At 61.5% G+C, this 26,051-nt stretch carries 27 protein-coding genes and 2 pseudogenes; 15 read left to right on the top strand and 14 right to left on the bottom strand.

The window, feature by feature from the left end; all coding sequences use genetic code 11:
- Window positions 1-121: 121 nt before the first annotated feature.
- The 3 genes from ARUE_RS09825 to ARUE_RS09815 are packed head-to-tail and all read right to left on the bottom strand — an operon-like array spanning window position 122 to window position 4,023.
- Window positions 122-409: a DUF1003 domain-containing protein gene (locus tag ARUE_RS09825; RefSeq protein ID WP_043471260.1), complete on the bottom strand. Its 288-nt coding sequence runs from the start codon at window positions 407-409 to the stop codon at window positions 122-124.
- A 37-nt stretch (window positions 410-446) separates the two neighbouring features.
- Window positions 447-2,867, bottom strand: a complete 2,421-nt coding sequence (locus tag ARUE_RS09820) for a phosphoketolase family protein (protein WP_014921654.1) — start codon at window positions 2,865-2,867, stop codon at window positions 447-449.
- 7 nt (window positions 2,868-2,874) lie between these two features.
- Entirely contained in the window at window positions 2,875-4,023 is a 1,149-nt protein-coding gene (locus tag ARUE_RS09815; protein ID WP_014921653.1) for an acetate/propionate family kinase, read from the bottom strand.
- A 164-nt stretch (window positions 4,024-4,187) separates the two neighbouring features.
- Between ARUE_RS09815 and ARUE_RS09810 the strand changes: the two genes are divergently transcribed.
- Window positions 4,188-4,988 carry a universal stress protein gene (locus tag ARUE_RS09810; protein WP_014921652.1) on the top strand — a complete coding sequence of 267 codons (801 nt, stop codon included), beginning with the start codon at window positions 4,188-4,190 and terminating at the stop codon, window positions 4,986-4,988.
- On the opposite strand, the gene ARUE_RS09805 is transcribed toward ARUE_RS09810, so the two are convergent.
- Window positions 4,985-5,491: a pyridoxamine 5'-phosphate oxidase family protein gene (locus ARUE_RS09805; RefSeq protein ID WP_014921651.1), complete on the bottom strand. Its 507-nt coding sequence runs from the start codon at window positions 5,489-5,491 to the stop codon at window positions 4,985-4,987. The genes ARUE_RS09810 and ARUE_RS09805 overlap by 4 nt on opposite strands.
- Window positions 5,492-5,592: 101 nt before the next feature.
- Between ARUE_RS09805 and ARUE_RS09800 the strand changes: the two are divergent.
- Both ARUE_RS09800 and ARUE_RS09795 read left to right on the top strand, forming a co-directional pair.
- A pseudogene (locus ARUE_RS09800) lies at window positions 5,593-6,270 on the top strand (cation transporting ATPase C-terminal domain-containing protein); the annotation flags it as partial.
- A gap of 67 nt (window positions 6,271-6,337) precedes the next feature.
- Window positions 6,338-6,796, top strand: a complete 459-nt coding sequence (locus ARUE_RS09795) for a universal stress protein (RefSeq protein WP_043470138.1) — start codon at window positions 6,338-6,340, stop codon at window positions 6,794-6,796.
- Here ARUE_RS09795 and pta read toward each other — a convergent pair.
- The gene (gene pta, locus ARUE_RS09790; RefSeq protein WP_043471257.1) at window positions 6,793-8,868 is read right to left on the bottom strand and encodes a phosphate acetyltransferase; all 2,076 of its coding nucleotides are present in this window, start codon (window positions 8,866-8,868) and stop codon (window positions 6,793-6,795) included. The two genes, ARUE_RS09795 and pta, sit on opposite strands and share 4 nt — an antisense overlap.
- 211 nt (window positions 8,869-9,079) lie before the next feature.
- On the opposite strand from pta, the gene ARUE_RS09785 reads away from it, so the two are divergent.
- Window positions 9,080-9,502: a pyridoxamine 5'-phosphate oxidase family protein gene (locus ARUE_RS09785; protein WP_043470135.1), complete on the top strand. Its 423-nt coding sequence runs from the start codon at window positions 9,080-9,082 to the stop codon at window positions 9,500-9,502.
- Here ARUE_RS09785 and ARUE_RS09780 read toward each other — a convergent pair.
- The 4 genes from ARUE_RS09780 to ARUE_RS09765 are packed head-to-tail and all read right to left on the bottom strand — an operon-like array spanning window position 9,441 to window position 13,427.
- Window positions 9,441-11,375 (bottom strand): heavy metal translocating P-type ATPase, encoded by a 1,935-nt coding sequence (locus ARUE_RS09780; RefSeq protein ID WP_014921646.1) that lies wholly within the window; start codon window positions 11,373-11,375, stop codon window positions 9,441-9,443. The genes ARUE_RS09785 and ARUE_RS09780 overlap by 62 nt on opposite strands.
- A gap of 9 nt (window positions 11,376-11,384) precedes the next feature.
- The gene (locus ARUE_RS09775) at window positions 11,385-12,452 is read right to left on the bottom strand and encodes a zinc-dependent alcohol dehydrogenase family protein (RefSeq protein WP_014921645.1); all 1,068 of its coding nucleotides are present in this window, start codon (window positions 12,450-12,452) and stop codon (window positions 11,385-11,387) included.
- A 49-nt stretch (window positions 12,453-12,501) separates the two neighbouring features.
- Window positions 12,502-12,960 (bottom strand): pyridoxamine 5'-phosphate oxidase family protein, encoded by a 459-nt coding sequence (locus tag ARUE_RS09770; RefSeq protein ID WP_014921644.1) that lies wholly within the window; start codon window positions 12,958-12,960, stop codon window positions 12,502-12,504.
- The gene (locus ARUE_RS09765; protein ID WP_014921643.1) at window positions 12,957-13,427 is read right to left on the bottom strand and encodes a pyridoxamine 5'-phosphate oxidase family protein; all 471 of its coding nucleotides are present in this window, start codon (window positions 13,425-13,427) and stop codon (window positions 12,957-12,959) included. Before ARUE_RS09765 ends, ARUE_RS09770 begins: the two co-directional genes overlap by 4 nt.
- A 153-nt stretch (window positions 13,428-13,580) precedes the next feature.
- Here ARUE_RS09765 and ARUE_RS09760 point away from each other — a divergent pair, with 153 nt between their 5' ends.
- Window positions 13,581-15,296 carry a sensor histidine kinase gene (locus ARUE_RS09760; protein WP_014921642.1) on the top strand — a complete coding sequence of 572 codons (1,716 nt, stop codon included), beginning with the start codon at window positions 13,581-13,583 and terminating at the stop codon, window positions 15,294-15,296.
- Window positions 15,297-15,300: 4 nt separating this feature from the next.
- On the opposite strand, the gene ARUE_RS09755 is transcribed toward ARUE_RS09760, so the two are convergent.
- Window positions 15,301-15,999: a response regulator gene (locus ARUE_RS09755; RefSeq protein ID WP_014921641.1), complete on the bottom strand. Its 699-nt coding sequence runs from the start codon at window positions 15,997-15,999 to the stop codon at window positions 15,301-15,303.
- A gap of 237 nt (window positions 16,000-16,236) precedes the next feature.
- Here ARUE_RS09755 and ARUE_RS09750 point away from each other — a divergent pair, with 237 nt between their 5' ends.
- The 3 genes from ARUE_RS09750 (at window position 16,237) to ARUE_RS09740 (ending at window position 19,077) form a co-directional block, all read left to right on the top strand.
- Window positions 16,237-16,599, top strand: coding sequence for an SPW repeat protein (locus tag ARUE_RS09750; protein ID WP_014921640.1), 363 nt, complete (start codon window positions 16,237-16,239; stop codon window positions 16,597-16,599).
- Window positions 16,600-16,729: 130 nt separating this feature from the next.
- Complete coding sequence (locus tag ARUE_RS09745; protein ID WP_014921639.1) at window positions 16,730-18,115, top strand: MBL fold metallo-hydrolase RNA specificity domain-containing protein; 1,386 nt, start codon at window positions 16,730-16,732, stop codon at window positions 18,113-18,115.
- A 98-nt stretch (window positions 18,116-18,213) separates the two neighbouring features.
- Window positions 18,214-19,077: a universal stress protein gene (locus tag ARUE_RS09740; RefSeq protein ID WP_014921638.1), complete on the top strand. Its 864-nt coding sequence runs from the start codon at window positions 18,214-18,216 to the stop codon at window positions 19,075-19,077.
- Between the two features lie 82 nt (window positions 19,078-19,159).
- Here the strand turns inward: ARUE_RS09740 and ARUE_RS09735 are convergent, their stop codons facing one another.
- Both ARUE_RS09735 and ARUE_RS09730 read right to left on the bottom strand, forming a co-directional pair.
- Window positions 19,160-19,603 (bottom strand): pyridoxamine 5'-phosphate oxidase family protein, encoded by a 444-nt coding sequence (locus ARUE_RS09735; RefSeq protein WP_162486144.1) that lies wholly within the window; start codon window positions 19,601-19,603, stop codon window positions 19,160-19,162.
- Between the two features lie 2 nt (window positions 19,604-19,605).
- Complete coding sequence (locus ARUE_RS09730) at window positions 19,606-20,052, bottom strand: universal stress protein (RefSeq protein WP_014921636.1); 447 nt, start codon at window positions 20,050-20,052, stop codon at window positions 19,606-19,608.
- Between the two features lie 127 nt (window positions 20,053-20,179).
- Between ARUE_RS09730 and ARUE_RS09725 the strand changes: the two genes are divergently transcribed.
- Window positions 20,180-21,271: a zinc-dependent alcohol dehydrogenase family protein gene (locus tag ARUE_RS09725; RefSeq protein WP_502691467.1), complete on the top strand. Its 1,092-nt coding sequence runs from the start codon at window positions 20,180-20,182 to the stop codon at window positions 21,269-21,271.
- Window positions 21,272-21,513: 242 nt separating this feature from the next.
- On the opposite strand, the gene ARUE_RS23395 is transcribed toward ARUE_RS09725, so the two are convergent.
- Both ARUE_RS23395 and ARUE_RS24110 read right to left on the bottom strand, forming a co-directional pair.
- Window positions 21,514-21,771 carry a YegP family protein gene (locus ARUE_RS23395; RefSeq protein WP_071162415.1) on the bottom strand — a complete coding sequence of 86 codons (258 nt, stop codon included), beginning with the start codon at window positions 21,769-21,771 and terminating at the stop codon, window positions 21,514-21,516.
- A 281-nt stretch (window positions 21,772-22,052) separates the two neighbouring features.
- Window positions 22,053-22,160: pseudogene (locus ARUE_RS24110) on the bottom strand (PEP/pyruvate-binding domain-containing protein); the annotation flags it as partial.
- A gap of 87 nt (window positions 22,161-22,247) precedes the next feature.
- Between ARUE_RS24110 and ARUE_RS09710 the strand changes: the two are divergent.
- From ARUE_RS09710 to ARUE_RS09685, 6 genes are read left to right on the top strand one after another with little or no spacing between them, the layout of a single operon-like run.
- Window positions 22,248-22,577, top strand: a complete 330-nt coding sequence (locus ARUE_RS09710) for a DUF3040 domain-containing protein (protein ID WP_014921633.1) — start codon at window positions 22,248-22,250, stop codon at window positions 22,575-22,577.
- Complete coding sequence (locus ARUE_RS09705) at window positions 22,574-23,041, top strand: flavodoxin family protein (RefSeq protein ID WP_014921632.1); 468 nt, start codon at window positions 22,574-22,576, stop codon at window positions 23,039-23,041. Before ARUE_RS09710 ends, ARUE_RS09705 begins: the two co-directional genes overlap by 4 nt.
- On the top strand, window positions 23,041-23,487 hold the full coding sequence (locus ARUE_RS09700) for a universal stress protein (protein ID WP_014921631.1): 447 nt from the start codon (window positions 23,041-23,043) through the stop codon (window positions 23,485-23,487). Before ARUE_RS09705 ends, ARUE_RS09700 begins: the two co-directional genes overlap by 1 nt.
- 1 nt (window position 23,488) lies before the next feature.
- Complete coding sequence (locus ARUE_RS23390) at window positions 23,489-24,031, top strand: ATP-binding cassette domain-containing protein (RefSeq protein ID WP_051024965.1); 543 nt, start codon at window positions 23,489-23,491, stop codon at window positions 24,029-24,031.
- Window positions 24,028-24,321 (top strand): hypothetical protein, encoded by a 294-nt coding sequence (locus tag ARUE_RS09690; RefSeq protein ID WP_014921629.1) that lies wholly within the window; start codon window positions 24,028-24,030, stop codon window positions 24,319-24,321. The genes ARUE_RS23390 and ARUE_RS09690 overlap by 4 nt, the downstream gene beginning before the upstream one ends.
- Window positions 24,322-24,323: 2 nt before the next feature.
- On the top strand, window positions 24,324-25,769 hold the full coding sequence (locus ARUE_RS09685; RefSeq protein WP_014921628.1) for a DUF4389 domain-containing protein: 1,446 nt from the start codon (window positions 24,324-24,326) through the stop codon (window positions 25,767-25,769).
- Window positions 25,770-26,051 lie beyond the last annotated feature (282 nt).

The following is a 26,051-nucleotide window of genomic DNA, read 5'->3' as shown; positions in this document are numbered from 1 at the left end:
ACGTTACGGCCGTGGAAACCCACACGGCAAACCTTTGCAACGCCTACTCCTCGCGCGGCAACTGGATCGTCTCCTCGGTTTCGGTGTGAGGGTCCCTCGCGGCGAGCAGCAATGCCCGCAGTTATTCCAGTAGTTCCAGCTGTTGGCTGTTAATGGCCATAAGCCGGTCGATCTCCGTCTTCGCTTGCACGTCAGTGTCGTAGTCGTGCTGGGCCGTGGCTGCCGCTATAGCGTCCTGCCTTTTCGCGGCGATGAGCAAGATAGCGCCCTGGAGCCCTGCCAACATGGACAGGAAGAGATTCACAAAAATCCAGCTACCCATGCCATTGCGGAGGTAGTCGGCGGCACGCTCTCCCCTACTGAGGCCGGCTTGATGCTGACCGTGCCACGTGCTCTCTCGCTCACTCATGAGCACAGACTAAGAACTCTGAAACGGTGTTGGAAGCCTACTGCTGCTGCGTCCACACCCAATCCCTGATTTCGGGTAGGTCCTCAAAGTGCTCGCGGATGTAGAGGGAATGGGCGTCCAACTGCTTCCGGCAATGCTCCAGCAGTTGCTCTGCCCCCGGGAATTGACCGCGAGTCCGGCGCAGGGCTTCCATCACCAGGTGGTATCGGCTGACCTTGTTCAGTACCACCATGTCGAATGGTGTGGTGGTGGTGCCTTGCTCGTTGTATCCCCGGACATGGAACCGCTCGGGATGCGGGCGACCATGCAGGAGCTGGTGCAGTGCCCTCGCGTACCCATGCCAGGCCATCACGACATCCACATCAGCGGTGAAGAGTTCTTCAAACTTCTCACCAGACAGCCCATGCGGATGCGCCTCTGGCGGCGGCAAGACCATGGCATCCATGACATTGACTACCCGGACGGACATCTCAGGAACATGCCGCCTGAGGAGCCATGCAGCCGCCAACGTCTCCTGCGTGGGAACATCTCCGGCACATGCAAGGACGATGTCCGGGACCTTGCCGGCCGAGGTCCCGAGTATTTCATGTCCAGCCCAATCCCAGATGGATGCACCGGCGGCTGCATGCGCCCGCGCCTCTTCGAGCGTCAGGTACTGCGGATGTTCCTGCTTATCGATCACTACCAGATTCACATAGTCCTTGCTTTCGAGCATGTGTTCGGCAGTGACCAGCAGGGTGTTCGCATCGGGTGGGAAGTAGACACGGATGACGCTGCTGGACAGGGACAGAACCGTGTCAATAAGACCAGGGCCTTGATGGCTGAAACCGTTGTGATCGTTCCGCCAACAAGTGGAGGTCAGCAGGATGTTCAAGCTGGGCACGGGCCGCCGCCACTCCAGCTCCCGTGAATGCTGCAACCATTTGGCGTGCTGAACGGTCATGGAAGCGCTGACCATCGCAAACGCCTCATAGCTGGCGAATAGGCCGTGCCGGCCTGTCAGCACGTATCCTTCCAGCCATCCTTGGCACAGGTGTTCGGACAGGACTTCCATCACGCGTCCGCTGGCGGAAACATGATCGTCTGCGAGCGCGCCTTCTGTGGTGGCCGCTGGTTCGAGGAGGCATCTGTCGGTGGCTTCGAAGACTGCGCTGAGCCTGTTGCTGCTGGTTTCGTCGGGGCAGAAGAGACGGAACCTCGGGTCGTCGGTTGTATCGATGTAGATATCACGCAGCATCTCGCCCAATGGCTTGGTGCTCTGGTGCATCACGCCCCCGCGGGGAACAGTCTCGATGGCGTATCGATCGAGCGAGGGTATGGCGAGGTCGCGGCTTCCCATTCCGCGGCTGCCCGGCAGTGCGCCCATGCGCAGATCGCCTGTCGGGGCGAGCTGTTCGAGCTCGGCGAGAAGGCGTCCGTCGGCGTCGAAGAGCTCTTCTGGCCGGTAGGAACGCATCCACGCTTCAAGCTGCGCCAGGTGCGCCGGATTCTCTCTGACTCCGGCCAGCGGGACTTGGTGGGAACGGTGGGTTCCCTCTACGGGCTTTCCGTCTACTGTCACCGGTCCTGTCCATCCTTTGGGGGTGCGCAGGATGATGGCCGGCCATCGTGCGGGCCCGGTGACTCCCTCTGTGCGGGCATGGGACTGAATGGTCCGGATCGATAAGTAGGCTGAATCCAGAGCTGAGGCGAGGGCGGGGTGGACAAGGGCGGGATCGTCGCCGGAGACAATCACGGGATCCCAGCCGTGCGCTTCCAAAAGCGACGCAACGGCCGTGTTCGAGCGCCTGCCCAGGACGGTGGGGCCGGAGATCTTATGCCCATTGAGGTGGAGGATGGGAAGTACTGCCCCATCCCTGAGCGGGTTGATGAACGAGGGCGCCTTCCAAGAGCCTTCGAGCGGACCAGTTTCGGCCTCCCCATCACCGACGACGCAGGCAACGATCAGGTCCGGATTGTCCATAGCCGCACCGGTAGCATGCATCAGGGAATAGCCCAGTTCCCCGCCCTCGTGAATGGAGCCAGGCGTGGCGGGGCCGACGTGGCTGGCGATGCCTCCCGGCGTCGAAAACTGCCGGACAAGCCTCCGAAGCCCTTTCAGGTCTTTGCCAACGGCCGGATAAACCTCCGAGTAGCTGCCTTCCAGATAGGTATTGGCGACGACGGCGGGACCTCCGTGGCCGGGACCGGCCACGAACAGAACTTCCACACTCGTGCGACGGATAAGGCGGTTGAGGTGTGCATAGATCAGGGACAGTCCGGGGCTTGTGCCCCAGTGACCTAGAAGCCTGGGTTTGATGTGCGCTGCTTGCAGCGGTTCCCGGAGCAGCGGGTTCTCCTGCAGGTAGATCTGGGCAACGGTCAGATAGTTGGCCGCGGACCAATACCGGTGCAGGAGGTCAAAGTTTTCGACTTTCGGCTCAGTGTCGCTGGATGTGGCGTTCTCGTCGATGCTCATGTCGCGATCAACCTTCCTTAGGGGGCGCGGCGAGCAAGGCCGCCGTCGATTCTGCAATAGCGCGTTCCTCGTCGCTGGGCACTACGAGCACAGGAATTGCGGATTCCATGGTGCTGATCTTGCGCATGCCTTCCTGGCTGGCCGTATTCAGGCCTTCATCAAGGCCGAGCCCCAGTGGCCTCAACCAGTCGACCACCTTGGACCTGAACAGCGCTGAGTTCTCGCCCACACCGCCGGTGAACACCAGAGCGTCAGGTCGGTCAACCACCATCGAGTAGGCCGCTATGTATTTGGCGAGACGGTAGGCGGCCATGTCTATGGCAAGTCGGGCCTGGGGTTCGCCGCTGCCCGCAGCCTTTTCAACCGTCCGCATATCTGCGGATCCTGCAATGGCCAGCAACCCCGATTGGTAATTCAGAATGTGGTCGACTTCGTCCGCAGTTGCGCCTTCTTGCTGCAGTAGGAGGACCACGGACGGGTCCAGGTCTCCCGATCGCGTCCCCATGATCAGCCCTTCCAATGGGGTCATTCCCATGGAGGTGTCCACGCTGAGCCCGTTCTTGACGGCGGTGACGGACGCGCCGTTGCCAACATGAGCCACTATCGCATTCAGAGACGCCGTACCGAGAAGTTCTGCTGTGTCACAGCAGGCCATCTCCACCGAGATACCGTGAAAGCCATAGCGCCGCACGGGATGGGCCCGGTAGGCGTGCTCGGGAATGGCATAGTGGGCGGCGAAGTCGGGAATGGTGCGATGGAACGCCGTGTCGAAGACGGCCACCTGTGGGAGATCCGGCCATCGTTTGCCGGCGACGTCAATGCAGGCGACACTGGCCGGGTTGTGGAGCGGCGCCAAGGGACTTAGTTCTTCAATGGCGGACACCACATCCACCGTGACAAGTACCGGGGTGCTGAACCGCGGACCGCCGTGGACGACTCGGTGTCCAATAGCCTCCGGGTGCGTGGATCCGAGGCTCTCCAGGCTTTCATTCAGCTCTTCAAAGGCTGCCTGCAGGTGCTCGGGAGTTGAACGCTCCCCAGCAGGCCAGTCCACCTGTCCGGACGCAAGAACGGCAGCAGCCGGGTTGGTGGCTGCTGTGTCGCGCAAGTGGTATTTCAGCGATGAGGAGCCGGGATTCAGCACAAGAACACGCATGTTCTCCTCTCACTTCCGCGGGGAAGGCTGCAGTGAATGCCTCTCCTCTGGACCCTAATGCACTGAGCCGTTCAGTGGGAGGGCCTTCCGGCCCTTGCAACGACGGGCCGTCCCGCTGATAGTGGAGACCACCACCGTTGGTAATCCGAAGGGAACGTCGGTTCGTGAAGAAACAGATCCTGGTTGCCCTTGACGGCTCAAGGGTGGGCTCTCCCGTGGCTGACTGGGCTGCGGCACGCGCGAATTCCCTTGATCTCGGCCTGACCCTGGTCCATGTGGTCCCCGGGGAGTGGGCTTATCCGAGGGCGAACGACCGTCAACTGGAGCTAAGCCGCGCTGAGGACCTGCTCACTAGCGAAGCGCAACGGCTGGCTGCGGCCTTTCCCCGCGTGGGCATTACGACACAGCGGTTGTCCGGCGAACCTGCCGCAACGATTGCTTCCCTGTCACCGGCCTACTCGATGGTGGCGGTGGGCACAGACCGCGGACCCGGCACGGAGGGGCAGGGATACGGTTCAGTCAGTTTCCAAGTTGCCGTTACCAGCAAGAGCGACGTCGCCGTTGTCCCGGAGTTTGCACCTCAAAAGCGTTCCGGCGTAGTGGTGGGCGTTGACGGATCCGCTGAGTCCGTCGATGCCCTGGATCAAGGCGCCAGGGAGGCTCAACGGTTGAATGATGAATTGATCATTGTCCATGCAACAGGTCCCGAGGTTGGGCCTGCTGACGGCGGGCATGTCCTGAGCGCGGCTGTCCAGCGGGTCAACTACGAGTTCCCGTCCGTCGTCATGAAGAAAGTCCTGGATACCACCCGTGGCCCCGGTGAGGCACTGATAGCTGCTGCAAGAGACGCACAGCTGCTGGTCATGGGCTGCAAAGGACGGGGAGGTTTGAGCGTGCTGCTGGGCTCTGTTGCCCAGCACGTGCTCCTGCACGTGCAATGCCCCACCATCCTGACCCGACCCTAGCCAGCGGTGCCGTGCGGGACCTCCTGGGTTTCGCCGTCGTGAACGTCAGAGGCGGTGGGGTCCAGCGGCGGCCACCACTTCGACGGCGGGCTGATGACGAACCGGCGACCGGTGATCGCTGTGGGCGTGACCCTGACCAGGATGTCCTTGGCGCCGGGCTGCCAAGGCGACAAGCCGGCATCCACGGCTTCCTGAATGTCTTCGGGCTGCGTAATGAATTCCGGCCTTCCTTTGAGGACGACACTCCAGGCGACGGTCCCGTAACGGTTGAACCCATCGGCTTCCAGCGCAATCACCGCACCTTCCCGAAGGGCGTCGAGCTTGGTCCCAGGCCCGGTCCTGAAAAGAACAGTTCCGAATTTCGGCACAAAGTTCACTGGAAAGATCTCAGGCTCTTCACCGTTGATGAGGGCGATCCTGCCGATGGACACCGATTGAAGGTACTTCCAGCAGTCGTGGACGCTGAGTTCTTTGGTGTCCTGATCCGTCGATGTGTTCTCCATGGGCTGAGCCTAACCCCTCCGCCGGCACGCTCATAGGGCAGAAGGTCCCTCTCCGACTGTGCCCTTCGACCCTAGACGCGGGCAGTTCCCCGGTGGAGTCTTTGATCGAACAGGCCGGCGACGGCGTCAACGACGGTCCCGCTCAACGTCAAGCCGATATCGGCGTGGCCATGGGACTCAGCGGCACCGATGTAGCCCGTGAGGCCGCAGACCTTGTGCTCCTGGATGACCATTTCGCCACCAACATCGGGACCGATCTGCTTCCCGCCTTGGCCCTCGGGGCGGAGCCACCAGGTAAACGCGTGTTGAGCCGGCCTCCCGAAAAGCGGCATCTTCTGGATCGGCAACTCATGCTGAGGGTGTTTGCTGTCATGGGTCCCACGGAGGCGTTGTTCGCCATGGGTGCTTTCTCTGTGGTTCTCTTTGGCAGTGGTTGGGGCCGTGGGGATCCGCTGGACCCGGGTGTGCTGATGGGCGCATCAGGGGCCGCGTTTACGGCGGTGGTCCTTGGCCAGCTGGCAACTGCCTTCGCTTGCCGCAGTGCTACCGCTCCCGCGTGGAAGCAGGGATGGTTTACCAACAAGTTACTGCTGTGGGCCGTAGGGATGGAACTGGCGGCGTTGGCACTGTTCCTCTACGTACCTCCGGTAGCCGGCATCCTGGGTCAGGCTCCTCCTCCCTTCCCTGGCTTTGCCACTGCCCTCCTGGCGGTTCCCGGCGTGCTGGGCGCGGACTGGCTCTACAAACGGCTGCGCCACGGAGGGGCCCTCCCCCATTAAGGCAGCTTGCCGGATCCGTGCCCTTCGACCCTAGTGGCGCCGCCAGACGGAAGAGCAGGCTGGTCCCATGAATACACACCCGCGCTCTGATCGGATCGTTGTCGGTGTCGATGGATCCGAATATTCCTCCAACACCCTGCAGATGGCCGGTCGCACGGCAGCTGCGTTGGGAGGCCCCCTGGAGGTGATCACCTGTATTGGAATGTCCGACTACTTCATGGCATCCCGCTTTGAGCCCGAATTGACCCGGTTCACCTCGGAGTTGGAAGATACCGCCAAGCGGCTGGTCGATGAGGCCTTGGCACGAGCCTTCGGTGCAGACCGCCCCAAGGATCTAACAGTGACGGTCAAGTTCGGCGAACCGGCAAAGGTTCTTGTCGAAGAAGGCCATGGGGCACAACTACTTGTGGTGGGGAGGCGGGGCTCCGGTGGTTTCCTCAATCAGCCCCTGGGATCCGTCAGCCGGGCTTGCTCGGCCCACGCGCTTTGCCCCGTCCTTGTGGTAACTCAGGACGACCAGGGCTAGCTGTACCCCTGCGCTTGGACAGCGGTGATGGCGACAGTGTTAATGATGTCTTCGATCGTCGATCCCCTGGACAGGTCGTTGATGGGTTTGCGGAGCCCCTGAAGGATGGGCCCGACGGCGACAGCACCGGAAGACTGCTCCACGGCCTTATAGGTGTTGTTGCCTGTGTTCAGGTCAGGGAAGACGAAGACTGTCGCCCTTCCCGCGACAGCAGATGACGGCAACTTTGAACTCGCGATAACTGCATCCACCGCGGCGTCGTACTGTATAGGCCCGTCCACCGCAAGGTCCGGCCGGGCCGCCGCCACCATGTCCGTGGCACGCTTGACCTTGTCCACGGCCGTTCCGGCGCCGGATACGCCAGTAGAGTACGACAACATAGCCACCCTGGGCTCTACGCCGAACTGCGCCGCCGTCGTCGCCGATGCGAGCGCAATGTCCGCCAGTTGCCGGTCCGTTGGATCCGGCACCACGGCGCAATCCCCGTACACCAGCACGCGGTCAGGAAACAGCATAAAGAACACCGAGGACACCAGTCCGTTGCCATGCTGGCTCTTCATGAATTCCAACGCCGGCCGAATCGTGTTGGCCGTGGTGTGCGCCGCTCCGGAGACCATCCCGTCGGCCTCCCCCAGGTGGACCATCATGGTGCCAAAGTAGGCGCCATCGAGCATGACTTCCCTGGCCCGTTCCAAGATCACGCCTTTGTGGGCACGCAAGCGCTGATATTCCATCGCGAATCGCTCACGTAATGGCGAATGGGCGGGGTCGACGATGGTGATGCCACCCACCTCGATACCTTCGGCTTCGGCAAGCTCCCGGACCGCCGAGGGGTTCCCAAGAAGCGTCACGTGGCACACATCCCGGCGGCGCAGAATCTCCGCCGCACGCAACACCCGGCTATCTGTGCCCTCAGCCAGAACGATACGTTTCTTCTGCTGGCGGGCGCGTTCCACGAGGTCATTGAGGAAGCGCAGCGGCGTCATGGTCGCCGGACGCGGGAGCGCCAGACGTTCCAGCAGCTCCTTTTCGTCAATGGAGCGAGCCCAGATGCCCAGAGCGGCGGCCACCCGGCGGCTTTCTCCGGTGTGGATCTCGCTGCGGACGTGCGAGACCCGTTGAGCTGTAGTGTAGGTATCCGCAGTTTCAGCGAAGACGGGGAATGGCGCATGTGCCACAAATGGCAGCACGTAGCTGGCAGGGACCAGGCCATCGGTCAGGATGACTCCGGACGGTGTGGGCAGGTCCGGTGACAAGGCCGAGGCCGTGCAAGCCATGACGATGTCTGTGCGATCCCCGGGAACAATCACCAGGTTTCCGGGCTCGAGCAGCCGAAGGAAGTTCTCTACGTTCATCGCAGCCACTTTCGTGCTGCCCACGTTCCGGTCCAGCTCTGCGCTGCCCGAGATCCGTTCAAGGGACAACGACATCGCCACATCAGCCGCAGTGGGCGCCGATATTTCAGCGACCTCGGGAATCACATAGCTTGGGGGCCTTCCAGTAGTTGTCCGAACAGCGCCCCGGACTGTGTCGATGGCTGTCGGCTCGGCGCGGTTGACCACCACCGACAACACCGTGCTTCTGGCTGCTTCCAGTTGCCGTGACGCGTCCGCCACAGCCTGTGCGGTCTCCCGAGGACTCAAGCCCTGGGCCCCGATGACAGCGAGCACCGGCAGGCCTAGATTGTTGGCCAATTGAGCGTTCAGGTCGAATTCCCTCCCGGGTTCCGGGCTCCTCAGGTCCGAACCGTCCACCACAACCACGTCACATTCTTCGGCGATGCGTCCGTACTCCTCGAGCGCCCGGGAAACAACCTCGTCCTCGCGGCCTGCCGATAGTGCCGACCGGGCATCCGCCAAAGTCATTCCGCCCTTGCAGCGGAATGACTCCATCTTGTACAGCCGGTGAAGCATCCGAAGCAGCGGGTCGTCGGCCGGATCTGTTCCGTTCACGATTGGGCGGTAGAATCCCAGGCGGCCTGTTCTGCGGTGCAACGCGTCAGCCAGCCCCAAGACCACGAGTGACTTCCCGGCTTCGGGCGCGACGGACAAAACATATACGCCTTGGACCATGATGTAACCTTTCGGGCCGATCATCCGATGCTTCACAGGTTCCACCCCGCAGACCCTCAATGCCAGAGTCGAAGGTCATGATGGCTGCTTTCGCCCACGGGACCTTGGACTCTGTTGGGGGCAGGAAGCCAGCCATAGGCTCGGGAGCATCGAACCAACGGCGACGTGGCGATCCGCCAGCAGCCACCACCCCACGCAGGAGACACAGACCATGGAAACCGACGAACGCCCCGGAACCGTCCTCACCGAAGCCGACTCATGGAAGGTCCTGGAACGTAACCAGCATGGTCGCTTGGCTGTCAGCGTCCTGGGTGAACCGGACATCTACCCACTTAATTTCATCGCCCACAACCAGCGGCTGCTGCTGAGGACGAATCCCGGAACAAAGCTCGCCGAACTGACCGTCAATGAGAAGGTTGCCTTCGAAGTTGAGGAGATCGTCGACGCCGAAGCCTGGAGTGTTGTCCTTAAGGGGACTGCCAGGGTGATCGAGTCGCAGTCGGAGATCGACGAAGCGGACAAGCTTCCCCTGAAGCCTTGGATTCCGACGCGTAAATACACCTACGTGGAGATCACTCCCACCCGGGTCCATGGCCGCCACTTTGAACTTGGTGACGAGCCGGAGCGGTACTGACCTCACGGACCTCCCCAGAGCGTGCGGGCACAACAGTCCGTCCGGGACCCAAAGCCCGGAGGGCATTGAGAATGGTGGCAAGATCCACCAGCTCCTGGAGCAGCGCCCCGGCGACGGCCGGAATCATGCCAAACGTTGCCATCACCATCAGACCGAGGCTCAGCAGTATCCCGGTCCAAATGCTGGTCCGGGCGATTCGAAGCGTACGCTGCCCGATGCCTACAGCGACGGCGGCCTTGGACAAGTCGTCAACCATAATCACCACGTCCGCGGACTCGCTGGCCGCAGTGGCACCTTTGGCACCCATGGCGATACCGACGTCGGCCGCTGCCAGTACGGGAGCGTCGTTGACGCCGTCGCCCACCATCATCACGGGCCTGAGCGGAAGGGCCGCGACAGCATTGACTTTGTCAGCCGGCAGGCATTCGGCCATGACGTTGCTGATGCCCGCTTCCGTAGCGATGTGTCGGGCTGTCGTCGCAGCGTCTCCGGTCAGGAGCATCGTCTCCGCGATCCCGAGCCTCCGAAGTTCCGTCAGGGTGTTCTTCGCGTTTGGGCGCAATGGATCGCTCATGATCAGAGTGCCGGCAAACCGCCCATCCACGCCGACGTAGATCCCAAGATGGCCTCCGGGCAGTGTCGTCTTGTCGAAGCCGCTCACCAGGGAGCCGACGTAAGCGGGTTTTCCGACCACTACGTGGTGGCTTCCGCAGTCGGCCGTGACACCGTTGGTTGCATGTTCACTCGCGCCCGTTGCCGGTATAAGTACCAGGCTGCGCGCTCGGGCTTCTGCCATGACTGAAGCAGCCAGGACGTGCGTGGAATACTGCTCGGCGGAGGCGGCCAACTGCAGCAGGGCGTCTTCGGACAGATGTGAGGCTGGGGCCACCCGGATTCCAGCCAAGGAGGGGTTGCCTTGTGTGAGGGTCCCTGTCTTGTCGAAGACGGCGGTCTTGACTCTACTGAGTTGCTCAAGCGTCCCCGCGTTTTTGATGATGATGCCGGCATGTGCGGCCCTGCTGGTCCCCGCGAGGAACGCGACGGGTGCAGCAATCAGCAAAGGGCACGGGGTGGCTACCACCAGAACCTCAGCGAACCGTCGTGGATCCTGGCTGAAGAACCACGCAGCGCCGGCCAGCACCAAGGCGACCAGAGTGAACGGCACAGCATATTTGTCGGCAAGCCGTACCGTCGGCGCACGGCTTGCCGCGGCTTCCTGAACCAAGGCAACTATTTGGCTGTACTGCGAATCCGCTGCGGTGGCCGTGGCCTTCATACGCACGGCATCGGCCCCGTTGACAGTGCCGCTGAGCAGCAAGTCGCCCTTGGTTCGCTCTGCAGGCAGGCTTTCGCCTGTCAGCGCTGACTCATCAAAGATTCCGACGTCGGACAGCAAGGTACCGTCCACCGGAACCAACTCTGACGGCCTGACCAGCAGCACGTCTCCCGGAACCACGGCATCCACCAGGATATCCTCCACGGGCATTCCGGGCCGTTCGCGGTGCGCGTTGCGCGGGGACCGGTCCAGGAGCGCACGGAGCTCCCTGGTGGCGCGGCCTTGGGCAAATTGTTCCAGCGCCTCGCCGCCTGTCAGCATCAGAACCACTATGAGGGATGCCAGGTATTCCCCCACCGCAACTGTCGAGCAAATGGCCATCACGGCCAGGAGATCAATGCCCCAGCGTCCGTGCAGGAGCCCTTTGATCATGGTGCCTGCCCGGTAGAGGGCAACACTGAGGGCGAAGATGCTCGCCAGCCCTTGGGCCGCCGGTATCAGTCCGATGACTGTCAGGACCGCGACGGCGACGAGCACCACAAAGGTTGCTGTCACTAACGGAAAGCGCAAGGCCGAGTGCAGCAGGTGCCGTGTCATGTCCGCTGATCAGTCGTGAGGGGTGCGGTTGAGAACAACTTTCAGGGCACCTGTTTCCGCCGCGCGCGAGAACGTGTCATAGGCATCAATGATTTGTTCCAGGCCGAAATGATGGGTAGCGAACTTATCAGCGGGGAGCTTGTGTTGTGCCACCAGGCGAAGCAGCATCGGGGTGGTGTTGGTGTTGACCAGTCCCATGCTGATGTTGATGTTTTGAATCCACAGATCCTGGAGGGGCAGTCGGACTGGCTTGCCGTGGACACCGATGTTGGCCACGTGCCCGCCGGGGCGGACCAGGCGTAAGGCCATGTCAAAGGTCTCCGGTATTCCCACTGCTTCCATGGACACGTCCACCCCAGCCCCGTCGGTGAGGGTGAGAACTTCCGCAATCCATTCGGGCTTGGTGGGGTTGACCGTGTGCGTGGCTCCGAAGTCACGGGACTTGGCGAGCCGGCCCTCGTCGGGATCTATGGCCACTACCGTGGCTGCACCGTGGAGCCCGGCTGTTGCCATGGCTGCGAGGCCGATGGGCCCTGCCCCCACAATGGCCACGACGTCACCCGGGGCCACGTGCCCGGCCTGGACTCCGATTTCGAAGGCCGTGGGCAGGATGTCGGAGAGCATCACGGCTTCGTCGTCGGTGACGCCGTGGGGCAGTTTGTGCAAGGAGTTTTCTGCATAGGGAACCCGGACGAATTCGGCCTGCGTACCGTCGATGAGGTGGCCGAAAATCCAGCCGGTTCCCGCTTGTCCTTCGTCACCGAGGCAGTGGGAGAACAGGCCCTTCCTGCAATTGCCGCAATGCCCACATGACTTGATACACGAGATGATCACTCGGTCGCCCCGGCGGAGTGAGCTGACCGAACTCCCAACATCGGTGACGGTTCCCACCCCTTCGTGCCCGAGGATGCGTCCTGGCTGGACCGCAGGGACGTCTCCTTTGAGGATGTGCAGATCTGTACCGCAAATGGTGGTGGTGTCGATGCGCACGATTGCGTCGGTGGCCTGAAGAATGACGGGATCCGGAACATCCGTCCAGGACTTTTCGCCGGGGCCACCGTAGACGAGCGCCTTCATGGTGTTGTTCCGTCCTTGTTATGCCAGGCTGACACACCGGGCGTGGGTACTAGTGGAAGTCGCCCAGGCGGGCGTCGTTCAAGGGGGTCCCCCAGAGGTCTGGCCGGGTGGTTTTGAACCGCCGCCCCGTGACAGCATTCGGAGTTAGCCTCAGATAGCAGTCCTTGGCGCCTGGTTGCCAGGGATCCAGTCCCAAGGCGTCGACGTCGGCTCTTTCCTGACGGTCGAGTATCAGGTGTGTCTGCCCTCGGACAACCACGCTCCATGCCTTTCCGCTGAAGTAGCCATCACTTTCCAGGGCGCAAGGGGTTCTCAGTGTGCTCCAAAACTTGGTGCCCGCACCGGTTCGAAACACAATGCTGTCACCATCCAGCACATAGTTCACTGGAAAGATATCGGGATGTCCGTCCACCAGGACGGCCAGACGGCCAACGTTGGTCTGTGCCAACAGGTCCCAGCATTCGTCCGGGGCGAGCCGTTCGACGGCGGCACTTGGCTGTGTTTTCATTCCAAACCCGCCCTGGTGGCGTCGTCGAGCGGACTCCACCACGTCAGCGGCGGTGTCACTTTGAAGCGGCGCCCGGTCAACGAGGTGGGAACGATCCGGACAAAATGGTCCTTCCGCCCGGCCTGCCACGGGAAAAGCAGCAGACCGACGGTGTCCAGCACCTCCTGGGTCAGCTTGATGCTCTCTGCCCCGCCTTTGACCACAACACTCCACGCGATTCCCGACGTTGGGTCTACTCCGTCGGCTTCCAGCGCTACCGGTGTGGCGCTGAGGGCAGCGTGGAGCTTACTCCCTTCGCCAGTGCGGAAGACCAGCGTGCCGTGGTCTGCTTTGTAATTGACGGGAAAGATGTCGGGATGGTCCTGCGCCCAGACTGCGAGGCGTCCCACTGAGACACTGCGCAGCAGCTCCCAAGACTGCTTGTTGTCCAGGATCTCAGCTTCCGGAACCGTAGGTTTATTCGTCATGCTTAGACCGTAGGCCTGGTCACGCCGGGACAACAGGCACAAAGGCCCGCACGCGCCCGGCGCGGTAGCCGGTTAACAAGCGCCGGAGTAGTCTGGCAGCAAGGAGCCTTCCGGCCCCAACGCAGGATTTCATGCATTCTTCGAAAGGCATTGGTGAACGAATCCGAACCTCCTGAGCCCCGCCAGCCGAAACCTGAAGTGCGGATCCCGATTGATGACCTGTTGAAGGACTTCGTTGGGCGCGCCGGGGAGCTTTTGCAGGCACAGGAACGAACGCGGGGTCTACTCGAAGCAGTTGTCGCCGTAGCGGAAGACCTGAGTCTGGAAGCGGTGCTGGACCGCGTGGTGACCTCTGCCTGCCAGCTGCTTGGGGCACGCTACGGTGCGTTGGGCGTCATTGGCGAGGACAACGCGCTCAGTCATTTCATCACCGTGGGGATAGACGGCGAGCTCGCCAAACGCATCGGCCCCCTCCCGACGGGGCACGGTGTACTCGGCCTGCTCATCACCGAGCCTGCGCCACTTCGCCTTCACGATCTGGGCCAACACCCTAAAGCCTATGGATTTCCCCCACACCACCCGCCCATGAAGTCGTTCCTCGGAGTTCCCGTGCGGGTCAGGGACGTGGTGTTCGGGAACCTCTACCTAACCGAAAAGGATGGTGGTGGGGACTTCACCCCGGAGGATGAGGACCTTGCCGTGGCTTTGGCTGCGGCGGCTGGCGTGGCAATTGAGAACGCCCGGCTGTATGAAGACGCCAGACGTCGGGCATCCTGGCTCGAGGCCTGCATGGACGTCACTGGAAGAATGCTCGGCGGCGGCCAGACGGAGCAGGCTGAGGACTCGGCACTGGACCTGATCGCTGGAAGGGCTTTGCAGGAGTCCGCATCCCGTCTCGCCTTGATTCTTGTCCCCTCTTCACCGGGAGGGCCGTATGTAGTGGCGGGTACGGCAGGGGAACCCGGCGCTGAGTTCGCTGGCATGTCATTGCCCATGGAGGCCCCTGAAATTCGAGGAGTCGAACGAAATGGGAAGCCCGTTTGCCTGGATGATTCCAGGGAACTCCTCGGTATTGCGGGAACTGCAGGGCCAGCGAAGCTCCTGATCATCGACCTCAGCGCCCAAGGAGCCCATCATGGCCTCTTGGTCCTGGCCCGTGATCCAGACAAAGGAAATTTTTCCAAGACGGATGTGGAGATGGGGGCGGTCTTCGGCTCACACGTGGCACTAGCTTTGGCACTGGAACGTATCCACAGGCTCCGTGAACAAGTGATGGTGTTCTCGGACCGGGACAGGATCGCCCGGGATCTCCACGACCTGGTGATTCAACGGCTTTTCGCGGCAGGGTTGAGTATCCAGAGCCTCCGCCGTTTTACGACGGGCGAATCTGCCCTGAACAGGATCGACTCCGTCACCGAAGAACTGGACACCAGCATCCGCGATCTCCGAAACACCATCTACTCCCTTCAAGCCAGCACCCACGAACGGGAACCGTTGAGCGGCCGCATCCTCCAATCGATTCAAGCGGGTGCCAAATCCTTGCCCTTCGCGCCCCATCTGACGGTGGCCGGCCCCGTTGATTCTCTGACGGACGAAACCATGATCAAACACCTGCTGGCTGTTGTCTCAGAGAGCCTCAGCAATGCGGCGCGCCACTCAGCAGCCCAGTCCATCAATGTTTCCGTGGCTCTGCACGAAGGCCGGCTGACCCTTGAAGTGGTGGACGATGGATGCGGATTCAAGGATCCCGCCCCGGGGAACGGGCTAACCAACATGGCACACCGGGCAGCAGAAATGAAGGGCACCTGCACTATCACCAGCGCACCAGGCAAGGGTACGTCGCTGGTATGGTCGATCCCGTTGGGCTGATCCCTCAGCGCAGGTTTCCAGCGTCCTCTCCGGGCGAATGGGCCATAAAGACCGCCGCCTGGGTTCGGCGTTCAAACCCTAGTTTGGCCAGCAGGGACGAGACGTAGTTTTTCACCGTCTTCTCTGCCAGGAGCATTTCCTCGCCAATCTGGCGGTTGGTCATGCCTTGTCCAACGAACTCCAGGACCTTGCGCTCCTGCGGTGTGAGGGATGAGACTCGGGGATCCTGCTTCTTCGGCTCCGTGAGGCCCTGGATGATCCTTGTCTTGACGGCCTCATCGAACAACGACTCGCCTTTGGCTGCCTTGCGCAGGGCACCCAGCAGGTCCATTCCTCCGATTTCCTTCAGGACGTACCCGGCGGCACCGGCAAGGACAGCCCCGCGAAGTGCCTGTTCGTCGTCGTAACTGGTGAGGATCAGGCAATTCAAACCCGGGTCAACGGAGCGAACGTCCCGGCAGACCTCGATTCCGGTGCCGTCGGGCAACCGTGCATCCAGAACAGCGACATCGGGACGCAATGCGGGAATCCGGCGCGTCGCTTCTTCCGCCGAACCGGACATGCCCACTACCACGAAACCTTCACCTTCCAAAAGTTCCTGGAGGCCTCTGCGAACCAACTCATGGTCATCGAGGATGAAAACGCGGATTGGTTCTCCGCGGGAAACGCCGGTGCCTTGGCCGGCTGTTTCTGGGCGATCCATGATTCTCCTGTCCGGCGGCTGATGGCCGCGATGTCGAGAGCTTGTGTTGGCGACTCTGCCAAATTCTTGCTGACGGCCGGCACTGCCACAAGGGCCCAAGGACCCTGCCGGTGCGTGTGACTTTAGGCCCTGTTGGGAACGTGCCTTTGTACCGACGCTGGAAGAACGGGAGACCCGAAACCGCTCGCAGAAGGTGGGCGGCCCCGGCATCGAACAAATGAAGGAGTATCGATCCCCATGAAGAAATGGACGCGTTGGCAGGACTACACCGTGATCGGCGCCGGCGCATATGCAGCTCTGTCTGTTCTGTGGACCACACAAGCCGGGTCGTCGACGGCGATCATGGTTACGTTGGGACTCTTGCTGGTCATTGGAGGAGTAGTGAACCTGGCGATGCCCGGAATGCCGGTCGCTGAGTGGGCCCAGGCAATCGTGGCAGTAGCCCTCCTCCTGGCTCCTTGGGTGGGTGGCTTCACCTCCGCAACGGGCGCAGCATGGAGTGCTTGGATCCCAGGGGCGGTGGCCTTGGTGGTGACAGCCCTGGCGATCCGGCCAAGCACTGAGGAATACAGGCATCACCATGTGGCGTCTACGCCATAAACGCCAAAGCACTGCTTGGCGCCGCGTCACCGCGCGGCGCCAATGGCTTCATGGCAGTGAACAGCCCTCAACGGCCAGGCCTTGGTTCACCCGATGAAGCCGTACCCTCTCCTAAGGATGGAGCATCGCCATGGCCAGTAAAGACCCCGCTACGCTCCGCTTTCTTGGCGCCACGGACACCGTTACCGGCTCCCGCTACCTGGTGGACTTCCACGGAACACGAATCCTGGTCGACTGCGGGCTGTTCCAAGGCTACAAACGGCTGCGCCTGCGGAACAGGCAGCCCTTTCCTGTCTCCCCTGCATCCATTGACGCAGTCCTGCTGACGCATGCCCATTTGGACCATACAGGCTATGTTCCCAGGCTCGTGGGGGATGGTTTCAGGGGTCCCGTCTATGCCACCCACGGGACCACCGAACTGTGCAAACTCCTGCTGCCAGACAGCGGACACCTGCAGGAAGAAGAGGCCAGGTACGCCGACCACCGTGGATCGTCCATCCACACTCCTGCCTTGCCCCTGTATACGGCGGCAGATGCAGTGAAGTCGCTCAATAGTTTCCGCCCCGTTGAGTTCGACGAGGCCCTGGACCTCGGCAGCGGCGTCGAGGCCACGTTCGTCCCGGCCGGTCATATCCTGGGAGCAGCTCAGCTACAGATCCGGGTTGGTGGAAATTCGGTTCACTTTACCGGCGACTTGGGCCGCGACGATGACCCTCTCATGTACCCTCCCCGGGAGATGGAAGTTGTCGACGTGTTGGTGACGGAGTCCACCTACGGCAACAGGACGCATCCAGCCGTTGGTCCTGAAGTGGAACTGGGCGGGGTGGTTTCCCGCGTGGCCAAGAGGGGCGGAGTCATTCTGATCGCGGCATTCGCCGTCGGCCGGGCGGAAACACTCATGTTGCAGCTGGCGCGCCTGCGCCGAAAAGGCCTCATTCCGGATATTCCCATGTATCTCAACAGCCCCATGGCAATTGATGCCTCCTACATGTACCAGCAGCACCCGGACGAGCACCGCCTGCGTCCGGAAGAATTCAAGGACATGTATCACGTGGCGACCATGACCCGAACGGCAGACGATTCAAAGCTCCTCAACCTCAGGGGTGGACCCATGATCATTATCTCCGCCAGCGGGATGCTGACGGGTGGCCGGATACTGCATCACCTTACGGCTTACGGCAACGACCCCAACAACGCGATTGTCCTCAGTGGTTACCAGGCCGCCGGCACCAGGGGCGCAGCGCTGGCGGCTGGTGCACGAGAACTGAGGATCTATGGGCAGGACGTCAGGATCAAGGCGGAGGTGGTCCAGCTGGAAGGCTTTAGTGCACACGCCGATTCGGACGCCATTATCCGCTGGATGCGGTCAGCCCCACAGGCGCCACGGATGACGTACATCACCCATGGCGAGCCGGAAGCATCTGACGCGCTTCGCCTCCGCATCAAGCACGAATTGGGTTGGAAGGCACGCGTCCCGGAGTACCAAGAGACCATCTCGATCGACAGACCGGAATAAGGACTTCCGGCCCTAACCCGACCCGTGAACCCGGTACAAACTGGCAACAAGCCCCGGCTGACGTCCGGGGAACCCATCAACGAAGAACGGGCCCAGCCATGAATGAAGCAATTGTCGTCGGTGTCAACGATTCCCCCAGCAGCGAGGCCGCCATGCGGTGGGCCATGCATCGAGCGGCCAGCTTCAAGCTGCCGGTACAGCTTGTCCATGCTGTGGATGACCGCTGGGCGTACGATTCTGTGGGGTACAACGAGTGGATCCGGGAGTCCGGCGTCAACTTTCTTGCGGCTGCGAAGGACCGGGCTGCCAAAATAGAGCCCACCGTCAATGTCACCACCGACCTCGTCTCGGGTGGGGCCGGCTACGCATTGGGCAAAAGGTCCAAAAAGGCCGCCATGGTAGTCATTGGTTCCGGCCATGGTTGGGCTGGCGGTTCCCTGACCGATCGCGCTTTACAGATTGCAGCCGTTGCGCGTTGTCCCGTAGCAGTCATCGGTGAGCACGACATGACAAACCGCAAAGGGATTGTAGTCGGCGTGGATGGTTCCGAAGAGTCCACACAGGCCGTCGCTTTTGCCGCGGCAGAGGCCGACCGCCAGGGCCAAGAGCTGACTGTCCTCCATGCCTTCCTCACACCAGAACCATGGGTAACCCGCAATGTACCCCACACCAACTACTTCGAGGTCATCACGGAAGAAGAACGGGTGGTCTTGGCCGAGACTGTTGCTGGCTTAGCAGATAAGTACCCGGATTTGGTAGTGCACCAGGTCCTCGATACCCACACACGGGCCGCCGAAGCACTGCTCGCGGCCGGGGCCACTGCACAATTGCTGGTGGTCGGCAGCCGCGGACGGGGCAGCTTCAAACGCCTGCTGCTGGGCTCGACAGCGCACGCGGTTCTCACCAAATTGCCCTGTCCAACGATTATCACGCGGATCAGCCCGGTCAAGCACTCCGACTGAAAGCAACGGCTGTACCCTTGGCTGGGTATGAAAGTGCGGGCTCACCGGTTCTCCCGGCAAGCCCGCACTTTCTGCTTGCCGACTAGGCGAGGTAAACGTGCTTGCCTGTAATGATGGTGGGCTGGATGCAGATGAAGAGGCTTCTGTCCCCACCGGCCCACGGTTCTGCCGTCATGTGACCCCAGAGGCGCGTGAGTGACTCCCGGTCAACAACATGGGACGAGGACCCGCTGACCAGCACCGACCACCCTTCGCTTCGATCAGCCCTGGCATCGTCGATCTGGAAAGATGTCTGCATGCGGGCCACCGGCGCACCAATCAAACCTCCGAGGGAGGTGCGGAAGTAGATGGCATGATCGTGAACCAGGTAGTTGACAGGCAAAATCATCACCCTGCCATGGTGGACGAATCCAATCCGACCTGTGTCGTGCTCACGCAGCCTCTCCCAGCATTGCACCTCACTGAGTTCTTCGCTGACGTGTCGGGCACCATCGATGCGTGCAGGTTCTTGGCTGGGCACACTCATTTTCATGCTTCCTTTTCGGGGGTGTGCACTACAAGAACGGGGCAATGGGCGTGTGCGACGCAGGCCGAGCTGACCGATCCCATCAATAGACCGCCGAATCCGCCGTGGCCACGCCTGCCCACCACTACCATCCCTGCTCCGCGGCTGGCTTTGATCAGTCCTTGCCGAGGATGGCCTTGTTCCAGATGGGAAATGACGTTGTCCGGCACGTCAATCCCGAAGGCCTTTTCGACTGACTCCTTCAGGACTTGCCCTGCAGCCTCCTCAAATCCCGTAATCCCCACGGCCACATAACCCTCATAGACCGGCGGAAAATCCCAATACGCAATTGCCTCAACGGTTGCCCCCAAGGCGACTGCCAAACGTTGGGCTTCGCGGAGCGCCTCGATGGACGGCTCCGAACCATCCACCCCTACAACAATCTTCCCTGGTGATCCGTCCTTGCTCATCTTTGTCCTCCTGGCGCTTGTGACTTTCCTTCCTGTCAGAATGCCGTGAACAGACAGCATCGAACAGGGCCGAAGGTCACAGTGGAGACCCCGGTGTCCGTTGCCTTCGGACCGAACCTCGTTTGAGATGAGCAGGCTTCCCACCCCCTTTCCTGCAGGACCTTTGACTCTTGCTGCCGGATCACATCTCCATCACGCTCATTGCATGGCAAACATGATGAAGGCGTGGTGGGTGGGAAGGCCAGGAAGCACTTCGACTCATCCGCTAGAGCAAGGGACCAAGCACGTGCCGATACCTGACAAGGGCGAATTGCTGGTCAAAGTCAACGTGTGTGGAGTCTGCCGCACGGACCTGCATCTGGCTGAAGGTGACCTCCCTCCGCGCCATTCCTGGATTGTTCCAGGTCATGAAGCTGTGGGAATCGTCGTGGAATCAGGCGCTGGCACGGGTAGGTTTGAAGCCGGCGACAGGGTGGGTGTCGCATGGCTCGGCAGCACATGCGGTACTTGCCGCTATTGTCAGCGCGGCGCCGAAAACCTGTGCAGCAGACCGGTTTTCACGGGCTGGGACCGTGACGGCGGCTTTGCGGAAATGATGACAGTCAGAGAGGACTTTGCCTACGCTATTCCTCCCCAATTCAGCGATGAGGAGGCGGCGCCGCTCCTTTGCTCCGGAATAATTGGCTACCGCGCCCTGAAGCGGGCTGCCCTTCCCCCCGGCGGCCGCTTGGGCATCTACGGGTTCGGAGGCTCAGCCCACCTGACCGCGCAAATCGCAATCCATTCAGGCGCGTCGGTCTTCGTCATGACACGATCGGAGGAGGCGCAGGTTTTGGCCCGGAACCTGGGGGCAGAATACGTCGGCGGTGCATTCGACGCTCCCCCCGTGAAGCTGGACTCAGCCATTCTCTTCGCACCGGTCGGTGACCTGGTTCCAATCGCGATGAGGGCGTTGGACAGGGGCGGAACTCTGGCGGTTGCCGGCATCCATCTCTCCGACATCCCCTCGATGAGCTATGCCGACGAGCTCTTCTACGAGAAGCAAGTCCGCAGCGTCACCGCCAACACGAGGGGTGACGGAACGGAATTGCTTGCGCTCGCAGCGGACATGCCATTGATTCCCACCACCACGGCATATGCCTTCGCAGCAGCTGACCAGGCATTGGACGACCTCGCGAATGACAGAATCACTGGAGCTGCTGTGTTGAGGATTTCATGACGGGTCAGCGTGCTCTGGGCTTTAGGTCTTCTTTCTTTTAGCGAACCGTTTCTCAAGCTTCGCTTCCGCGTCCTCGCGGCGTTTTCCCAGCCGGAACAACTGCTGAACCAACGGATTCTGTGGGATTGAACGGACCCTTCCGCGTTGCGGTTGCCGGCCCTGATTGCCCGTCGCTGGCTCAACCGCCTCAGAGGGGCGTTGACGTCCGACCGGATCCGGATTCTCAGAAATGTGTTCGATCTTCATTCGGCAGCCCTGCTCATCCGCCCATTCGCAGGAACCCGGCTGCCTGCAGGTTTCGTGTCGGCTGGCGTCATAGGCGAACAATGGTCCTGGACCAAGCCCATCCCTGCACACTCACGGACATGGGAGATGCCCTGCACCGCGGAGTCCTTGTCTACGTATGAGCACGAGACTGCGAGTTCCCGCCCCTCGGAGTCCACCAGCCGGAACCGGACATTGGCCTGGCCGTCCGTAAAAAGCTCAAAGATCCCGTTCATGGGCCCGCCCCTTCTGCACTTGCTGATCACGGCATCATCGATCCCCCATGCCTTCCATGAGCATGCCCGCAAACAGAGATCCTTCGTAAGGGCCGGAAGTCCCGCTTCTGCTTCCTTAAAGCGAGCCTCCGGAAGAACGGTCAACAGATTCCCCAAAGCCGATGCCAGGGGCACATCGGTGATGTCGGTGCCGTTCAGGCAGAGCATGATGCCCCACTTATGCTCAAGCGCGAGATCGACCGCATCCAACCCCCAGCGGGTGGCAAGAAACCCTGTCAAGAGCCGCGGGTGCACCGGTAGCTGATAGCGCGATCAGTGAAAAGCGATGCAAAGCTATGCCGGCAAGCGTCCAGGCGCGCGTTCTCGCCCGAAACGTTCAGGAATGCCTCCTATTGCCCGGCAATGCTTAGTGACTTTCGGCCCTGTTTCCTGATTCCGGCACCACACATGCTGGGAGGGAAGGCAGGAGGCACACCATGGCTCTTTCGGAGTTCGAACGGCTCGAACTGGAGAAGATTTCACAGGCGCTCCTGGAGGAGGACCCCAGGCTGGCAGCACTGATGAGCTTCGACGAGATGAATCGGCGCCGCTGGAAGGGCATAAAGCGAGGCGGCCTCGCTGCTCTTGCCGGGCTCGGATTGCTGCTGGTGAGTTTCCCGTTGGGCAGTCTGGCACTGGGTGTGCTGGGTTTCCTCATCATGGGCGGAGGAACGTACTTGGCAACCGTTTTTATAGGTGACCGCCCTCTTCGCGGGAAGCCGCGTTCCCGGACAAACGCCCACGAGAACAAGAAGGAACAGTCATGAAAGCACTCGTCGTTTATGATTCCGGCTTCGGCAACACGAAGTCGATCGCTGAGGCCATTGCACAGGGCCTCAGCTCGCTCAACGCGAAAGTGTTGCCCGTCGGACAACTCCGATCCGAAGATATCTCCGTCGGTGACCTGCTGGTGGTGGGAAGCCCCATCAATGGTTGGCGTCCCACACAGAAGACAATGGAGGCCCTGTCCCGCCTCGGCAGCCGTGGGCTGTCCGGAGTGGTTGCTGCCGGCTTTGATACAAGGGTCAAGTTGTTCATCCACGGTGATGCGGCCAAGAAGATCACGAAAACCTTGAAAGACGCCGGAGCCAGCATTGTTGCCAAACCCAAGGCTTTCTACGTGAAAGGAACCGAGGGCCCCCTGCTTGACGGAGAGACCTCCCGCGCAGCTGCGTGGGCTGAAGAACTCCTGGCAAATGCCAAAGCCTATGGAACCCGGAGGAGTGCGTGATGGCCGGGTGGCTTGATCCGAGCAAGATCATTGTCGGCGTGGACGGGTCCGAAGCATCGGTGGAGGCACTTCGGCAAGGACAGCGCATTGCCATGGCGCTCGACGCACCACTTGAGGCGTGGGGGTGCTGGGAGATGCCACTGGGATATGAGGGATACCTGGCCATGGGTGTAGACGGCTTTGCCCATGATGCCGAGGAGCGACTCGACAAGGCAGTGGCCGAGGCTTTCGGTACTGACAAGCCCAGGAACGTCAGTTCCCGCCTCGTTCAACGTTCGCCCCGGGCAGGGCTTGTTGAAGGCAGCAAACATGCGTCACTACTTGTAGTAGGCCGGCGCGGTCACGGTGGATTTGGCGGACTCCTCCTTGGTTCGGTCAGTTCGGCCTGCGTCGCGCACGCGCACTGCCCGGTTCTGGTGGTCCACTCCCCCGAAAAGGGTCAATGAGATGACCACCGGGCAGATGTCCGTCCCCTCAGCTCCAGGGCGACCGGCGGCCGGCGCGCCTGCTGTAATCGAGGCGGTGGCGCTGATCAAGACATACGGGAACTATCATGTGCTCAACGCCATGAACCTGAGGGTGCCAGCGGGTTCCGTCTTCGGTTTCCTAAGGTTGAACGGAGCTGGCGAAACCACATTGCTCCGTGTCATGAGCGGACTTTCCCGGGCGAGTTCGGGTTCATTGCGGCTTCTCGGCGAAGACGCGACGACGAGCACGCCGTCGATCCGTGACGGCATAAGCTACTTTCCGGATCACCCCGCGTGCGAGGGTGCGGAAGCCCTTGCCGGAGTCCTCGGACAACAGAACTGGGCGATATCAGTCCAGTCCCGACCGCGAGGCGAAGAAGTCCGGGTCTCGGATACAGCAACCGCGCAGCGGGAAATTCCCCTCCCGATCAGCAGGCAGGATACGGGTCTCATCCGCATGGAAAACGCTGAATCGGGTCATGAAGAGGTCTTCCTGGAGCTTGTCGGAAAGGGGAACCAGTGAGCACTTTCTCAGTCCTGACGTCCAAGGAAGGCCAGAAAATCTTCCGGACGTGGCGGATCTGGGGGCAGTGGAAAAAGAACCTCTCACAAATCGTCCTGTTCACCATCATCATCAAGCCATCCATGCACGCCATGTTAATCACGGTCGTGTTTGCCTTGGGGACCCTCACCACGTGGTTCGTCACCATCGCGACCTTCGGGCCGGCAGGCGTACCCGGGATCGCAGCCACGATTGCCGCTGCCGCAGCCCTCGGGGTTGCTTCCCTGATCTTCAACCGGAAAGAACTCTAGCCATGAAAAAGCCAGGTCATATCGTCCTTCTTGTTGTGGGCATAGTTCTTTCCTTGCTCGGCGTCACTATGGCAGCGGCGGGTGCGGCAGCGGCATGGCTAGCCTCTTCCCAAGACGACGGAGCCTTCTTCACCTCCCCAACAGAGCGGTACACGGTTTCGTCCCGCGCATTGGTCTCCCCCCAACTCGATGCTGTGGGCGAGGGCACCCCCGAAAGGCTTCCCTTCGACGTCGGAACCCTCAGGCTCCGGGCCACTGCGACGGAGGCCGGCCGTGAAGTTTTCATCGGCATTGCACCCCAAAACGAGGTGGACGGGTACCTCGCCGGCGTACATCACACCGAGCTGCGTGAAGTGAAATTCCAACCCTTCCGGCCTGTCTACAGGGATGTTCCAGGATCAACGCCCCCCGCAGCGCCCGGGACCCAGCAGTTCTGGGCAGCATCAGCCTCCGGCCCTGGTGAGCAGGAGCTCACGTGGAACATCGCCCCCGGCAATTGGACGGTTGTGGTGATGAACGCTGACGCCAGCGGCGGGGTCTCCGCAGATCTGCAAGCCGGTTTCCGTTCAGACCTCATCAAGCCCGCCGCAATGGGCCTGCTGTTCGCCGGCGTGCTGGCCATCCTTATCGGCGTGCCTCTGCTGGTGCTGGGGGCCGTAGGTCTGGGCCGTGCCGGAGGATCGCCCGGGCAGCCCCCTTCGACATCCGCGGCAGCGCAAGGCCCCGCACCGGCAAGGGCCATGAGTTCACCGCTTCATTTCACCGGCCAACTGGACCCCGCTCTGTCGCCCTGGATGTGGCTGGTGAAATGGTTCCTCGCCATCCCCCATTTCTTCGTGCTGTTGTTTCTCTGGTTCGCGTTCGCTGTCACCAGCATCATTGCCTGGTTCGCCATCCTCTTCACGGGCCGCTACCCGCTGTCCCTCTTCCATTTCAATGTGGGCGTCCTCCGATGGAACTGGCGCGTGGCCTTCTACGCTTACGGCGTGGGCGGGACCGATCAATATCCGCCGTTCAGTCTCTCCCGCACGGACTATCCGGCGAACGTTGAGGTGGACTATCCGCCGCGCCTGTCGCGGGGCCTGGTTCTTGTAAAGTCCTGGTTATTGCTCATACCGCACTTGTTGATCGTGGCAGCATTCACGGGGACGGCGACGTGGGCTTGGAGAACCCAGGACGGACCCGCCGGCGTGATCAACGATCGCGGCGGAGGACTGTCCTTGCTGGGTCTGCTGGTCCTCATCGCCCTGATAATCCTGTTGTTCACCGGCAGCTATCCGCGCCCCCTGTTCGCCTTCATCATGGGCATCAACCGATGGGTCTACCGCGTGCTCATCTACGGGGCCCTCCTCCGCGACGAATATCCGCCGTTCCGCCTTGACCAAGGTTCCGCCGACCCCGACTCACTGCAGCCCCCGCCCTCTGACGGGACGGCCAACCAGCCGTGAACGACGGCCACACAACAGCAGTAGCCTTGAAGCCGCGAAGAAGCGCACGACGGCGAGCGGTCGCCGTCGTGGTTTGGCAGCCATGGCGGTGCTCGCCGCGGGGCTGACACTGTTGATCGCAGCGGAGCCGCAGGGGGTTCGAGGAGCGCTAACGACGACGTCGGCGTGTCGGTGTAGTTGCTTCCGTGGCAGTGGCTGCTGACAAACGTTTTCGACACACCATCATTTAGGAGGAATGATGATTCGAGTGATGCTTCTGACCGTGCAAGCGTTGGTAGCGGT

Origin of the sequence: Arthrobacter sp. Rue61a (assembly GCF_000294695.2) — a bacterium.
Classification (GTDB): domain Bacteria; phylum Actinomycetota; class Actinomycetes; order Actinomycetales; family Micrococcaceae; genus Arthrobacter; species Arthrobacter aurescens_A.
Note: the sequence above shows the minus strand (reverse complement) of the source record. Positions and strands in the feature narration are given on the sequence as shown.

Excerpts from the sequence above, each read along its gene's own strand:
- ARUE_RS09700 (WP_014921631.1), top strand. The coding sequence starts at position 23,041 with ATGGCCGGGTGGCTTGATCCGAGCAAGATCATTGTCGGCGTGGACGGG.
- ARUE_RS09740 (WP_014921638.1), top strand. The coding sequence starts at position 18,214 with ATGAATGAAGCAATTGTCGTCGGTGTCAACGATTCCCCCAGCAGCGAG.
- ARUE_RS09820 (WP_014921654.1), bottom strand. The coding sequence starts at position 2,867 with ATGAGCATCGACGAGAACGCCACATCCAGCGACACTGAGCCGAAAGTC.
- ARUE_RS23390 (WP_051024965.1), top strand. The coding sequence starts at position 23,489 with ATGACCACCGGGCAGATGTCCGTCCCCTCAGCTCCAGGGCGACCGGCG.
- ARUE_RS23395 (WP_071162415.1), bottom strand. The coding sequence starts at position 21,771 with ATGAACGGGATCTTTGAGCTTTTTACGGACGGCCAGGCCAATGTCCGG.
- ARUE_RS09705 (WP_014921632.1), top strand. The coding sequence starts at position 22,574 with ATGAAAGCACTCGTCGTTTATGATTCCGGCTTCGGCAACACGAAGTCG.
- ARUE_RS09805 (WP_014921651.1), bottom strand. The coding sequence starts at position 5,491 with ATGGAGAACACATCGACGGATCAGGACACCAAAGAACTCAGCGTCCAC.
- ARUE_RS09780 (WP_014921646.1), bottom strand. The coding sequence starts at position 11,375 with ATGACACGGCACCTGCTGCACTCGGCCTTGCGCTTTCCGTTAGTGACA.
- ARUE_RS09725 (WP_502691467.1), top strand. The coding sequence starts at position 20,180 with ATGAGCAGGCTTCCCACCCCCTTTCCTGCAGGACCTTTGACTCTTGCT.
- ARUE_RS09685 (WP_014921628.1), top strand. The coding sequence starts at position 24,324 with ATGAAAAAGCCAGGTCATATCGTCCTTCTTGTTGTGGGCATAGTTCTT.
- ARUE_RS09775 (WP_014921645.1), bottom strand. The coding sequence starts at position 12,452 with ATGAAGGCGCTCGTCTACGGTGGCCCCGGCGAAAAGTCCTGGACGGAT.
- ARUE_RS09825 (WP_043471260.1), bottom strand. The coding sequence starts at position 409 with ATGAGTGAGCGAGAGAGCACGTGGCACGGTCAGCATCAAGCCGGCCTC.
- pta (WP_043471257.1), bottom strand. The coding sequence starts at position 8,868 with ATGGTCCAAGGCGTATATGTTTTGTCCGTCGCGCCCGAAGCCGGGAAG.
- ARUE_RS09710 (WP_014921633.1), top strand. The coding sequence starts at position 22,248 with ATGGCTCTTTCGGAGTTCGAACGGCTCGAACTGGAGAAGATTTCACAG.
- ARUE_RS09815 (WP_014921653.1), bottom strand. The coding sequence starts at position 4,023 with ATGCGTGTTCTTGTGCTGAATCCCGGCTCCTCATCGCTGAAATACCAC.
- ARUE_RS09735 (WP_162486144.1), bottom strand. The coding sequence starts at position 19,603 with ATGAGTGTGCCCAGCCAAGAACCTGCACGCATCGATGGTGCCCGACAC.
- ARUE_RS09745 (WP_014921639.1), top strand. The coding sequence starts at position 16,730 with ATGGCCAGTAAAGACCCCGCTACGCTCCGCTTTCTTGGCGCCACGGAC.
- ARUE_RS09770 (WP_014921644.1), bottom strand. The coding sequence starts at position 12,960 with ATGAAAACACAGCCAAGTGCCGCCGTCGAACGGCTCGCCCCGGACGAA.
- ARUE_RS09750 (WP_014921640.1), top strand. The coding sequence starts at position 16,237 with ATGAAGAAATGGACGCGTTGGCAGGACTACACCGTGATCGGCGCCGGC.
- ARUE_RS09755 (WP_014921641.1), bottom strand. The coding sequence starts at position 15,999 with ATGGATCGCCCAGAAACAGCCGGCCAAGGCACCGGCGTTTCCCGCGGA.
- ARUE_RS09730 (WP_014921636.1), bottom strand. The coding sequence starts at position 20,052 with ATGAGCAAGGACGGATCACCAGGGAAGATTGTTGTAGGGGTGGATGGT.
- ARUE_RS09765 (WP_014921643.1), bottom strand. The coding sequence starts at position 13,427 with ATGACGAATAAACCTACGGTTCCGGAAGCTGAGATCCTGGACAACAAG.
- ARUE_RS09785 (WP_043470135.1), top strand. The coding sequence starts at position 9,080 with ATGGAAACCGACGAACGCCCCGGAACCGTCCTCACCGAAGCCGACTCA.
- ARUE_RS09795 (WP_043470138.1), top strand. The coding sequence starts at position 6,338 with ATGAATACACACCCGCGCTCTGATCGGATCGTTGTCGGTGTCGATGGA.